This window comes from Kitasatospora sp. NA04385 (genome assembly GCF_013364235.1).
Taxonomy (GTDB): domain Bacteria; phylum Actinomycetota; class Actinomycetes; order Streptomycetales; family Streptomycetaceae; genus Kitasatospora.
In genome coordinates, this window is record NZ_CP054919.1 from 466,761 (window position 1) to 478,943 (window position 12,183).

The 12,183-nt window shown below is 72.9% G+C and carries 10 protein-coding genes; 9 read left to right on the plus strand and 1 reads right to left on the minus strand.

Annotation, left to right across the window (positions count from 1 at the left end):
- Positions 1-47: 47 nt before the first annotated feature.
- The 5 genes from HUT16_RS02045 (at position 48) to HUT16_RS02065 (ending at position 4,321) form a co-directional block, all read left to right on the plus strand.
- Entirely contained in the window at positions 48-1,295 is a 1,248-nt protein-coding gene (locus HUT16_RS02045; protein ID WP_176184859.1) for a phosphatidylserine/phosphatidylglycerophosphate/cardiolipin synthase family protein, read from the plus strand.
- Between the two features lie 98 nt (positions 1,296-1,393).
- On the plus strand, positions 1,394-1,663 hold the full coding sequence (locus tag HUT16_RS02050; protein WP_176184861.1) for a hypothetical protein: 270 nt from the start codon (positions 1,394-1,396) through the stop codon (positions 1,661-1,663).
- Between the two features lie 82 nt (positions 1,664-1,745).
- Positions 1,746-2,549, plus strand: a complete 804-nt coding sequence (locus HUT16_RS02055) for a DUF1206 domain-containing protein (RefSeq protein WP_176184863.1) — start codon at positions 1,746-1,748, stop codon at positions 2,547-2,549.
- Between the two features lie 271 nt (positions 2,550-2,820).
- Complete coding sequence (locus tag HUT16_RS02060) at positions 2,821-3,924, plus strand: Ku protein (protein WP_176184865.1); 1,104 nt, start codon at positions 2,821-2,823, stop codon at positions 3,922-3,924.
- A gap of 145 nt (positions 3,925-4,069) precedes the next feature.
- Complete coding sequence (locus tag HUT16_RS02065) at positions 4,070-4,321, plus strand: DUF6479 family protein (RefSeq protein ID WP_176184867.1); 252 nt, start codon at positions 4,070-4,072, stop codon at positions 4,319-4,321.
- Between the two features lie 227 nt (positions 4,322-4,548).
- On the opposite strand, the gene HUT16_RS02070 is transcribed toward HUT16_RS02065, so the two are convergent.
- On the minus strand, positions 4,549-5,754 hold the full coding sequence (locus HUT16_RS02070; protein ID WP_176184869.1) for an ROK family transcriptional regulator: 1,206 nt from the start codon (positions 5,752-5,754) through the stop codon (positions 4,549-4,551).
- 298 nt (positions 5,755-6,052) lie between these two features.
- Here HUT16_RS02070 and HUT16_RS02075 point away from each other — a divergent pair, with 298 nt between their 5' ends.
- The 4 genes from HUT16_RS02075 (at position 6,053) to HUT16_RS02090 (ending at position 12,181) form a co-directional block, all read left to right on the plus strand.
- A complete protein-coding gene (locus tag HUT16_RS02075) occupies positions 6,053-9,049 on the plus strand; it encodes an alpha-N-acetylglucosaminidase (protein WP_176184871.1) in 2,997 nt (998 codons plus the stop codon).
- A 611-nt stretch (positions 9,050-9,660) separates the two neighbouring features.
- A complete protein-coding gene (locus HUT16_RS02080; RefSeq protein ID WP_176184873.1) occupies positions 9,661-11,094 on the plus strand; it encodes an RICIN domain-containing protein in 1,434 nt (477 codons plus the stop codon).
- A 43-nt stretch (positions 11,095-11,137) separates the two neighbouring features.
- Entirely contained in the window at positions 11,138-11,320 is a 183-nt protein-coding gene (locus HUT16_RS37320) for a hypothetical protein (protein ID WP_217712012.1), read from the plus strand.
- Positions 11,321-11,647: 327 nt separating this feature from the next.
- A complete protein-coding gene (locus tag HUT16_RS02090; RefSeq protein WP_176184875.1) occupies positions 11,648-12,181 on the plus strand; it encodes a hypothetical protein in 534 nt (177 codons plus the stop codon).
- The last annotated feature ends 2 nt before the right edge of the window (positions 12,182-12,183 follow it).

Consider the following 12,183-nt stretch of genomic DNA (forward strand, 5'->3'; position numbering starts at 1 on the left):
GGTAACCGAGCGCCCGCCACAGCCACCCGCCCCGGACGGAGCGACCCATGACCACCGAGACCGCGCCCGATCCCGCCCCGGCCGCCGCCGCGCCCGCGCCCGCGCCGATAGCCGTGCCCGCTGCGGCAGCCGGGCCGTCGGAGGGCGGCCGGCTGCTGCGCCGCCGACTGGAGGGGCTGCTCGGCATCGCCGCGACCGAGGGGAACCTGCTGACGCCGCTGCGCAACGGCGACGAGATCTTCCCCGCCATGCTGGAGGCCGTCGACGGGGCGCGGCGGACGGTCGACCTGATGACGTTCGTCTACTGGCGCGGGGAGATCGCCCGGACCTTCGCCCGGGCGCTGGCTCGGAAGGCGGCGGAGGGCGTGCGGGTGCGGCTGCTGCTGGACGGGTTCGGCAGCCGGCTGATCGAGCCGGAGCTGATCGACCTGATGGAGGCGGCCGGCGTCCGGATCTCCTGGTTCCGCCGGCCGGTGCGGCTGTCGCCGTTCAAGCAGAACCACCGCTGCCACCGCAAGGTGCTGGTGGTGGACGGGCGGACGGCGTTCACCGGCGGCGTGGGCATCGCCGAGGAGTGGTGCGGCGACGCCCGGCACCCGGGCGAGTGGCGCGACACCCACGTGCGGGTGACCGGGCCCGCCGTGGACGGCATCGCGGCGGCCTTCGCGCAGAACTGGGCCGAGTGCGCGCCCGGCACGCTGTACGACGCGGCGGACCGGTTCGAGGAGCACGAGCAGCCGGGCGGCTCGGTGGTCCAGGTGGTCCGGGGTTCGGCGGCGGTCGGCTGGCAGGACCTGCAGACCCTGATGCGGGTGGTGATCTCCTCGGCCGAGCGGCGGCTGCGCCTGGCCACGGCGTACTTCGCGCCGGACGACTACTTCGTCGGGCTGCTGTGCGCCGCGGGCCGCCGGGGCGTGGCCGTCGACCTGCTGGTGCCGGGGCGGCACACCGACAAGCGGGTGTGCCAGCTGGCGGGCGAGCGCCACTTCGGGCGGCTGACCGCCTCGGGGGTCACGGTCTGGCGGTACGAGCCGACGATGATGCACGCCAAGGTGCTCACCGTCGACGGGACGGCCGCGGTGGTGGGGTCGGCGAACTTCAACCGCCGCTCGCTCGACCACGACGAGGAGGTGGTGCTGGCCGTGGTGGACGAGGAGTTCACCGCCACCCTGGACCGGCACTTCGACGAGGACCTGGCGCGCAGCGAGGTCGTCACCCCTGACCGCTGGCACCGCCGCGGCCCGGCCCGGCGCGCCCTGGAGGCGGCCACCGCGCCGATCCGGCACTTCCTCTGACCGGTGCGCCCGGCCCCGCCGGGCCGGTCCGGAGAATTCGGTCAACTCCCTTTCACCACAACGGGTTTCAGGACTTCGAGATGGGCAAGGCGGCAGCCATGAGACGGACAACTTCGGTCATATCGGTACTGGCCCACGCGCTCGCCGCGATCCTGGTGGTCTGGATCCTGCTGGACCTCTTCGACGCCAACCAGGGCAACGGCCTCGTCCACTGGTTCCACACCGCCGCCGACTGGCTCTCCGGCTGGTCCCGCGGCCTGTTCACGGTGTCCAACCACACCGCGCAGGTCCTCCTCGACTACGGCATCCCGGCCGTGGTCTACGTCGTCATCGGCAACCTCGTCACCCGCAGCCGGGCCCTCGACTGAGCCGGCCCGGAGCACCCGCAGTGAGTACCGGCAGTGAGTACCGGCAGTGAGTGTCGGCAAGGAACGAGCGAGGAGGACGTCGATGGACTCGGACACGCGTGACGGCGCCGGGCTGGGCCGGGCGACCAGGGTCGCCGGCCGGTCGGGCTTCGTGGCCCGGGGCGTGGTCTACGCCCTGGTCGGGGTGCTGGCCCTGCAGATCGCCTTCGGGTCGGGCGGGGAGGACGCCGACCGGCAGGGGGCGCTGCACCAGATCGCGGTGCGGCCGTTCGGCGCGGTGCTGCTGTGGGTGCTGGCGGCCGGATTCGTCGGGATGGCCCTGTGGCGGGCCTCGACGGCGGTGTTCGGCGAGGCCGGGCAGAAGAAGACCGGTTCCCGGGTGCTGTCGGCCGGCCGGGCCGTGTTCTACGGTTTCGTGGCGTGGGGGACGGCCGCGTACGCGGCGGGTTCCGGCGGCGGGTCGGACAGCGACTCCACCTCCAAGGACTGGACGGCCACCACGCTGGGCTGGCCCGGCGGCCGCTGGCTGGTGGGCGCGGCCGGCCTGGTGCTGGCGGGGATCGGCACGGCGATCGCCGTGCGCGCCCTCCAGCGGCGCTTCCTGCGCAAGCTGGAGACCGGGACGATGCACCCGCGCACCCGGACCGCGGTGACCGGGACGGGCATCTCCGGCAACGTGGCCCGCGGCGCCGTGTACGCCGCCGCCGGGGTGTTCGTGGTGACGGCGGCCGTCCGGTTCGACCCCGACCGGGCCCGGGGCATGGACGACACCCTGCGCTCCCTCGCGAGCAGCGCGGCGGGCCCGTGGCTGCTGGTCGTGGTCGCCGCCGGGCTGGTCCTGTACGGCGTGTTCTCGTTCGCCTCGGCGCGCTGGCGCCGGTTCTGACCCCCGCTCCCCCGCGTCCCCGCTCCCCGGACCGGAGCGGATCGAGCCGGCAGCGCGCCGGGCCCGTACGTCGGGCCCGGCGCACTGCGTCGTGCCGCCGTCCCGCCGTCCCGCCGTACCGTCGTCCCGGGCCACCAGCGGGTGCGGACCGGGGCTCGCGGCCGGACCCTGGTGTGGGCGCGGGCCGGACCGGGCAGCCGCGCGGGCAGGACGCGGACGGTCACGGGCCGCGGCACCGGCGGTGCGCGTCCACTGGAGGAAGGTGGGCACCATGGCCAGGCCGGTGTGGAAGGGAACGCTGACGTTCGGGCTGGTGAGCCTGCCCGTGGCGCTGTACCCGGCGACCGAGTCGCACGCGGTGCGCTTCCACCAGTTGCAGCGCGGCACCACCGACCGGGTGCGGCAGCGGCGGGTGAACGAGCGCACCGGCGAGGAGGTGCCCTTCGAGGACGTGGTCAAGGGCTACGAGCTCGCCGAGGGCCGGTACGTCGTCGTGGAGCCCGCCGAGCTGGAGGAGCTGGCCCCCGGGCGGTCCCGGACCATCGAGATCGGCGGCTTCGCCGACCTCGCGGAGATCGACCCGGTCCTCTTCGACAGGACGTACTACCTGGGCCCGGCCGATCCGGCGACCACCCGGGTCTACCAGCTGCTGGTCGAGGCGCTCGCGCACTCCGGCCGGGCCGGGATCGCCGTGTTCTCGATGCGCGGCCGGGAGTACCTGACCGCGGTCGACTCCACCGGTGGACTGCTCGAACTGCGCACCCTGCACTGGTCCGACGAGCTGCGCGACCCGCAGCAGGAGGTGCCCGACCTGCCCTCCCGGCGCAAGGACTTCAACCGGACCGAACTCGCCACCGCCGAGCAGCTGATCGACATGCTCGCCGTCGACTGGGACCCGGACGACTACCGCGACACCCACGAGGAACGGGTCCGGGCGCTCGTCGAGGCGAAGGCCGAGGGCCGGGAGATCCCGCTGTCCGCCGGGGCGGAACCCGAACCCACCGACCTCACCGACCTGGTGGACGTGCTGCGCCGCAGCCTGGAGCAGGCCCGGGCGAAGGGCGGCGCGGCGGCAGGCCGCGGGCGGGGCGGCGGCCGGGCGAAGGCGGCCCCGGCGGCGAAGGCGGTGAGGGCGGCCCCGAAGCCCGCCGCGCAGGCTGTGAAGTCGGTGAAGGCCGTGAAGCCGGTGAAGGCCGTGAAGCCGGCGGAGCCCGCCGCGGCCGTGGAGGACCTCGGCTCGCTCAGCAAGGCCGAGCTCTACCGGCGGGCCGCCGCGCTCGGCATCCCGCACCGGTCCACCATGACCCGCGACCAGTTGCAGTACGCGCTGAAGGCCGCCGCCCGCCCGCGCCGGAACCTCGGGCGGGCGTCCTGAGCCGGCGGGGGCGCGCCGCACCGGCGTCCCGGGATTCCCGGAGGTGATATCCGGGGCTTTTCGGCGTTCATCCCGAATCGACCGGGTAGGCGCTCGGGGTCACGGGTCCGTCGGAACGGGCCCGTCCGAGCAGAAGGAGCAGGTCATGACGGTCGACGCGGTACTGGCAGCGGAGTCGAGCGGCCCGTCCCTCCTGGTGGTCATCATTCCGGCGCTGATCATCGCCGTGCTGCTGATCGGGGCGTTCTTCTGGGGCAGCCGTCGGTGGAACCGCCGCCGCGCCCCGGGCGGGCCGGGCCCGACCGGGCAGGGGGCCGACTCCTGGCGCACCCCGGAGGGCGAGGGGCCGGGGCGGACCGCCCCCCGGCACGAGCCGGACGAGCCGTTCGAACGCTGACCGAGCCCGTGCGCCAGGCCCTGGAAGGCTGATGAAGATCTTGGTCTGATCCGGGTCACCGCCGTCGGGGGGTGGCCCGGATCTGCCGGGTGGTGCCGGTGTGGGCGAGTCCGAGGTTGAGGATCGCGCCGGTGCTCCGGCCCCGCCCCCCGGGACCCGCACCTCTCCCCCGGTCCTCGCCGAACACGCCCTGCGCGTCGAGGAGGCCGGGGGTCGGGCGGGTCCGCTCAGAGCATCCCGGCGAGCCGCGCCTCGGCGCTGTCCAGCGCCATCCGCACCGCGCCCAGGACCACCGCGTTCTCCCCCAGGTTCGACATCCGCAGCTCGCACGGCGCGAGCAGCAGCGGTTCCAGGTGCCGGCGCACGGCGTCGACCAGCACGTCCCCGGCGCGGGCCAGGCCGCCGCCGATGACGACCTGGCCGGGGTCGAACAGCAGCAGGTAGGCGGCCAGCCCCCGGGCGAAGCGGGTGGCGACCCGGTCGACGACCTCCAGAGCCGACGGGTCACCGGCGCGGGCCGCGTCGAACAGCGGTCTGAGATCCTCGTCCGCCGTCAGCCGGTGGCGCAACGCGCTGCCGCAGCCCTGGAGCGCCAGCCGCCGGATCTCACCGGCCCCGGCCAACCGCTCGAACGGTCCGAGGCCGTCGCTGATCCCCGGCGGCGGGTCGTCGACGGGGGTGACCAGGTCGAGGAAGCCCAGCTCGCCGGCCGCCGAGGAGGCACCCCGGTACGGCTTGCCGTCGATGACCAGGCCTGAGCCGACGCGCTCGCCCCAGTGCACGTACAGGAGGTTGGGGCTGGTCTCGCCGCGCCACTGTTCCGCGCGCACCGCCAGGTTGACGTCGTTGTCGATCACGACCGGGCAGCCCAGCCAGGAGCGGAGGCCGGCCAGCATCGGCAGCCCGGTCCAGCCCGGGATGCTCGGGGCCAGGACGACCTCGCCCCGGTCGTGGTCGACGATGCCCGGCGTTCCCACGCCGACGGCCCACAGGCCGGTCGGCGGGATGTCCGCCTCCGCGGCGGCTTCGCCGAGCGCGGTGCGCAGCACCCGTACCAGTTTCGCGCCCGTCGGGTCCCGGGGTGTCGCGAAGCGGCGCTGCGCGCGGACCGTTCCGGCCAGGTCGGTGATGGCCAGGGCCATCGTGCGCGGTCCGATGTCGATGCCGGCCACGTGCCCCACGTCCGCGCGGAAGCGGACCCGGACGGCCGGCCGGCCGATCTGCGCGGACTCGGCGCCGAGGTACTCCGCCACCGAGCGCTCGGCCAGGGTGTTGAGCGCCCGCGTCACGGCGGGGCGGGACAGGCCGGTCGCGGAGACGAGGTCGGAGACGCGCGGAGTCGGGTCGTCGGCTTCGCGCAGCGCGTTCAGGACGGCCGCGGTGTTCATCTGCCGCAGGACGTGGGGGCCGGTTGCGGCGAGGTCGGACGACATGGGTTTCGCGCACTCCATTCCGGCGGGTCGGGGCACGGATGCTGACGGCCCGCATCACGGTACCGGGTCTTGACAGCGGCCCGACACACTTGGACTATCTAACGGTTCATTACTAATGGCTCGGGCTCTTGCACACCCCCGTCAATCCGCAAGGGCCCCTTCCGGCGTGCCCGCTCCACCGGCTCAGACGGTCCGCCCGGCCCGGGAGTTCCGTCACCGCCGCCTCGCTTTCGCACCCCCGTGGCCATCGCGTCGCGCCCCTCCCATCTCGCCCCATCCGAACTGTCACGGAGGCGTCATGAGAACAACCCTTCGCCGGAGAATCGGCGTCGTACTCCTGTCCCTGGCCAGCGCCACGGGCGGGCTGGTCGCCACCACCCCGCTCGCGCAGGCCGCCGCCCCGCTCGAACAGACCCCGGCGGCCTTCGACACCGGCGCCGCGGCGGCGAGCCTGGGCCGGCTGCTGCCGGGCCAGGCGTCGCAGATCACCCTGGTCGCCGCGAGCCGGGCCACGCCCGGCGTCGACTCGTACACGGTCTCCGGCCGGACCGGCGCGATCACCGTCCGGGGCACGTCCCCGGCCACCCTGCTGGCCGGCGTCGGCTGGTACCTGCGCAACGTCGCGCACGCCGACATCGGTCTCCCGGGCGACAGCACCGCCAAGCTCCCCGCGACCCTCCCGGCCGTCACCGCGGCCTTCACGAACTCGGCGGTCGTCCCGCACCGTTACGCGCTCAACGACACGGACAACGGGTACTCCGGCGCCTACCGCTCGTTCGCGGACTACCAGCACGAGATCGACGTGCTCGCGCTGCACGGCTTCAACGAGGTCTTCGTGACCGTCGGAGCGGAGAAGCCCTACTTCGACGCGCTGCAGCAGTTCGGCTACTCCGCTTCCGACCTGCAGAGCTGGATCCCCGCTCCGGCGCACCAGCCGTGGTGGCTGCTGCAGAACCTGTCCGGCTTCGGCGGCCCGGTCAGCACCCAGCTCATCACGGCCCGCGCGACGATCGGCAAGCAGGTCTGCGACCAGCTCCGGTCCCTGGGCATGACGCCGGTGCTGCCCGGCTACTACGGCACCGTCCCGACCGACTTCGCCACCCGCAACCCCGGGGCGAACGTGGTCGCCCAGGGCGGGTGGTCCGGCTTCACCCGGGACTCCTGGCTGGACCCGACCGGCCCGGTGTTCCCCAAGGTGGCCGCGGCCTTCTACGCCGCGCAGCACGCGGCCTTCGGCGACAGCACGATGTACAAGATGGACCCGCTGCACGAGGGCGGCACCGCCGGCAACGTCAACGTCACCGCCTCCGCGACCGCCGTCCAGCAGGCCCTGCTGGCGGCGCACCCCGATGCGACCTGGGCCATCCTGGCCTGGAGCTCCAACCCCAGCCAGGCGGTGCTCGCCGGGGTGGACAAGACGAAGATGCTCGTCCTCGACAGCCAGTCCGACGCCGGAACCGGCTTGAACCGCGAGAACAACTGGGGCGGGACGCCCTACGCCTTCGGAACCATCACCGGCTTCGGCGGGCGGGACTCCATGGGCGGCAGCACGGCGTACTGGGCCACGGAGTTCCAGCAGTGGCGCACCAAGCCCGGCAGCGCGCTGAAGGGCATCGCCTACCTGCCCGAGGCCACCGGCACCAACCCCGCCGACCTGGCGTTCTTCGGCGATCTCGGCTGGTCGGCGGACCCGATCGACCAGAGCGCCTGGTACGCCGCCTACGCGACCGCGCGGTACGGCGGCTCCGACCCCAACGCCGCCGCGGCCTGGAACCTGCTGCGGCAGGGCCCGTACAGCATGCCGGTCGTCGGGACCGTCCAGGGCGCGCCCCAGGACGACCTGTTCACCGCCAGGCCGTCGCTGACCGTGCTGGCCGGCTCCGGGACGCCCTCCTGGATGCGCTACGACCCCGCCACCGTCCGCGAGGCCCTCAACGCCCTGCTGAAGGTGGACCCGGCGCTGCGCTCCGGCGACGCCTACCGGTACGACCTGGTGGACACCGCCCGCCAGGCGCTGGCCAACCGCAGCCGGGACCTGCTGCCGCTGATCGGCGACGCCTACCGCGCGGGGGACCTGACCACGTTCCGCGCCCTGGCCGCCGAATGGAACAAGGACGAGGCCGACCTCGACAAGCTCACCGGAACCGACGCCCGGTTCATGGTCGGCCCGTGGATCGCGCAGGCCGTCTCCTTCGGCGCCACGCCGGCCGAGCGCGACCAACTGCAGTACGACGCGCGGTCACTGCTGACCACCTGGGGCGGGCAGAACGTCTCCGAGGCCAACGGCCTGCACGACTACGCGACCCGGGACTGGTCCGGTCTGGTGGCGGACGTCCACGCCAAGGCGTGGTCGGCGTACCTGAAGTCCCTGGACACCGCGCTGGCCACCAACAGCGCGCCGGTGCCGGTGGACTTCTTCGCCATCGAGGACGCCTGGGCGAAGTCGACGAACACCTACCCGACGACGCCGACCGGCGACGCGTACGCCGTGGCCTCGGCGATCGCCGCCTCGCTGCCCGCCTCGGCCCCCACCGGAGCGGTCACCGGCATCGGCGGCAAGTGCGCCGACGTCGCCGGGGGCAACAGCGCCGACGGCACGGCCCTGCAGCTGTGGACCTGCAACCAGACGGCCGCCCAGACCTGGCAGCTCGTCGGCGACGGCACCCTGCGCGCCCGCGGCAAGTGCATGAACGTCCGCAACGGCGCCACCACCGCCGGGACGGCCGTCGAACTCTCCAGCTGCAACGGCACGACCGCCCAGAAGTGGGTCCAGCAGGCGAACAACACCCTGAAGAACACCAAGTCCAACCTGTGCCTGGACGCCTCCGGCGGCGGCAGCGCGAACACCACGCCGCTGATCGTCTGGACCTGCACCGCCAACCCCAACCAGCTGTGGACGCTGCCGACCCCCCCGGTCGGCACCGTCACCGGCATCGGCGGCAAGTGCGCCGAACTCACCGGCGGCAGCAGCGCCGACGGGACCCCGCTGCAACTGCGGACGTGCGACGGCGCCGCGGGGCAGACCTGGACGGTGGTCGGCGACGGCACCCTGCGCACCGACGGCAAGTGCGTGGACGTGCAGGGCTCCGGTACCGCCCCCGGCACCCGCGTCCAGCTCGCCGCCTGCAACGGTTCCACCTCGCAGGATTGGACCTACCGGTCGGACCGCACGGTGAAGAACACCAACGCGGGCCTGTGCCTGGACGCCTCGGGCGGCGGCAGCGCCGACGGCACGCCGTTGATCGTCTGGACCTGCACCGCCAACCCCAACCAGCGCTGGACACTGCCGCAGTAGGTCGGCACCCCGGCCGACGACGTCCCGGCCGACAGCGAAACCGCCCTGCCCGCCCCCGCTCCCGCGGCGGCGGGCAGGGCTTCGGCGTCCGGTTCCTGACCGACGGGGGAGCCGGGGGCGGCTGCACCCGGGTGGCGGCCGGCGCGACCGAGGCGCTCCCGCTCCAGGGTTGCCGGATCGAAGTCGGTCCGTCGAGTTCGGCGCCGCGCCCGACGCTTCGGCCCCCAAGCGATGATGACCGAGCGTAGCGATCGTGGTCAGCCGGCACCAGTGCACCGCTGCGGGGCGTCCGACGAGGACAGGGCGGCCGGGCCGCTGCGCCTACGGCCACGAACCGCCTGGGCTTAGCAACTCCCATGCCCGCCGCAGCCCCGGTTGATCAACCCCGCCGGTCGGCCGTGGACTCTGCGGCAGGTGCGCGCCCCGATGACCATCACCATACGTAACGGAATTAATTATGGAAATAATATTGACGGGCTTTGCCGGGCACTGCACGATCAGTCTTCAGCACCCCAGCGGGCCTCCCCGGCAGTTGTTCCCGTCCACCACGACGCGGGAAGCCACCCGTCCCCACTCAGCGCTCCCGCCCCCATCGTCGAAGGAAACATTCGATGCGCCGGATCTGGCTGCTCGTCACAGCCCTCCTCCTCAGCTTCCTGCCCACCCTCATCGGCACGGGATCGGCTCAGGCCGCCGCGGTCAACGTGACCAACGGCACCCAGTTCACCACCACCGACGGCAGCCCGCTTCATGCGCACGGGGGTGGGCTGATCAAGGTCGGGCAGTACTACTACTTCTTCGGCGCCGAGCTGAATGCCGACAATACGTTCAAGTACGTCAACGCCTACCGATCGACCGACCTGAAGACTTGGGAGTTCCGCAACCACGTCCTCGGCCAGCAGAGCGCCCCCGAGCTGCAAAGCGCGGTCCTCGAACGGCCGAAGGTCATCTACAACAGCACCACCGGCAAGTACGTCCTGTGGGTCCACAAGGAGAACGGCCAGGACTACTCCCAGGCCCGCGCGGCCGTCGCGGTCTCCGACACCGTCGACGGCGACTACAGCTGGCAGGGCTCCTTCCGGCCGCTCGACTACATGTCGCGTGACATGACCCTGTACAAGGATGCCGACGGCACCGCTTACTTGATCTCGGCCGCGAACGAGAACGCCGACCTGCAGTTCTACAGGCTGTCCGCCGACTACCTGACGGTCCAGAGCAAGGTGGCGAACCCCTGGCCGGGCCAGTACCGCGAGGCACCGGCCGTGTTCAAGCGGGGCGACGTCTACTTCATGCTCTCCTCCACCACCAGCGGCTGGTACCCGAACCAGCAGATGTACGCCACCGCCCCCAGCGTCACCGGCCCCTGGACGGACTTGAAGCCCGTCGGCGACAACATCGCCTACGACTCGCAAACCACCTACGTCCAGGAAGTCCAGGGCACTTCCACCACGTCGTACCTCTACCTCGGCGACCGCTGGGGGCCGGCCCACGGCATGGCGGTCAACGCGTCCCCGTACGTCTGGCTCCCGCTCCGCTTTCCCACGTCCACCACGATGACCATGTCGTGGTACCCGCAGGTCGCCATCGACACGGCCACCGGTTCGGTCGAGGGCGTCGGCGGCGGCCCGTACTACACGTTCACCGCACGGCACAGCGGCAAGTGCCTCACCGTCCCCGAGAACAACTCCGCCAACGGCATCCAGGCCGACCAGTGGACCTGCATCGGCGCTCTCAACCAGCAGTGGCGCGTGGAGGACGCGGGCTCCGGCTACGTCAGGGTCATCGCCCAGCACAGCGGCCGCTGCCTCAACGTCTCCGGCGCGTCCACCGCCAACAATGCGCCCATCATCCAGTGGGACTGCGTCGGCGCCACCAATGAGCAGTGGAAACTGGAGGACGTCGGCAGCGGGTACTACCGCCTGATCGCACGCCACAGCGGCAAGTGCCTGAACGTGGACGGCGCTTCGACCGCCAACAGCGCCCGACTGATCCAGTACACCTGCGTCGGGGCGAGCAACGAACAGTTCGCGCGGACGGCCTCGTAAGAGGCTGCCCCGTCCCCACCCGCGCAAGGACGGCAACAAGACGGTGGCCGCGTTCATCAGCAAGACCACCGCGCAGCACCAGGCGCACGCCAAGGCGTTCAACGCGGCCGCGCAGACCTACCTCTTCGCGACCTACAACGTCCACTACGTCCTGGGCCAGTACCCCGTCCCCGACGACTTCCTGCCCACCGACAAGGCCGCCGGCCCCACCCTGCTCACCGTCTGAACGACGACGGACGGGGCTCCAGCGGGTCGGGGCCGGATGTTCGCGTCCGGACCCGCCCGGGACAGACCCTGACCGCCGACCGGTACTCCTACGGCCGCGCCTTCGAACACGAGCCGGCCGAATGGGGCGTTTGCCTGCTGTGGCCGACCCGTCATGTGCTCGCTGACCGCCTACGACCACGAACCCTTCGCATCGATCATCCAGCCGTCCGGACGCCCGGGCGGCTTTTGCCGCGGTCGGTCCGTTGCGCGCCGGAATGCCGGGCATACGTGCGACGTGTCCGGCGACGCATCCGGAGGCTTTCGGCGATCAGGGAGGCGGTCAGCGGTGGTGCTGCTGTGTCTGGGGATGGTGGCGGGCTACGCGCTCGGCGGGCTGCTGACGGCCCGGACGGTCTTCCGGCGGGAACGGGAGCGGTTCCTGCGGGCGGGCGGTGCGCGGGCGGTGGCCGACGAGCGGCGGGTCGGCACCTTCGAGCGGCAGGAGCGGCAGCAGACCGAGGCGTTCGCCCTGTGCGCGGGCGCGCTGTGGCCGGTGGCGCTGCCCGTCCTGCTGCTGCACGGCCTGGTCGGGACGGTGGCGCTGGACCGCGGGCGTCCCACCGCCGCCCCCGTCCGCCCGGACCCGTCGGAGGTCGCGGCCCGCATCGAGGAGCTCGAACGCGACCTGCGGCTGGGCCGTCACGCCGAACCCGCCACCCGCCCGGCGCCCGCGCCCGTCACGGCGTCCGTCACGGCGTCCGTCCCCGCGCCCCGTCCGGTCGAGTGCCGCGAGACGGCGGGCGGTCCCCCGTCCGGCGCATCCCGGTGCCCGGAACAGCGGGCCGGGGCTGCGCGGGCGCGGTATCCGCGATCGGCTTGAGA

Bases quoted from the DNA above. Each gene is read 5' to 3' on its own strand.
- HUT16_RS02045 (WP_176184859.1), top strand. From the start codon at position 48: ATGACCACCGAGACCGCGCCCGATCCCGCCCCGGCCGCCGCCGCGCCC.
- HUT16_RS02050 (WP_176184861.1), top strand. From the start codon at position 1,394: ATGAGACGGACAACTTCGGTCATATCGGTACTGGCCCACGCGCTCGCC.
- HUT16_RS02055 (WP_176184863.1), top strand. From the start codon at position 1,746: ATGGACTCGGACACGCGTGACGGCGCCGGGCTGGGCCGGGCGACCAGG.
- HUT16_RS02060 (WP_176184865.1), top strand. From the start codon at position 2,821: ATGGCCAGGCCGGTGTGGAAGGGAACGCTGACGTTCGGGCTGGTGAGC.
- HUT16_RS02065 (WP_176184867.1), top strand. From the start codon at position 4,070: ATGACGGTCGACGCGGTACTGGCAGCGGAGTCGAGCGGCCCGTCCCTC.
- HUT16_RS02070 (WP_176184869.1), bottom strand. From the start codon at position 5,754: ATGTCGTCCGACCTCGCCGCAACCGGCCCCCACGTCCTGCGGCAGATG.
- HUT16_RS02075 (WP_176184871.1), top strand. From the start codon at position 6,053: ATGAGAACAACCCTTCGCCGGAGAATCGGCGTCGTACTCCTGTCCCTG.
- HUT16_RS02080 (WP_176184873.1), top strand. From the start codon at position 9,661: ATGCGCCGGATCTGGCTGCTCGTCACAGCCCTCCTCCTCAGCTTCCTG.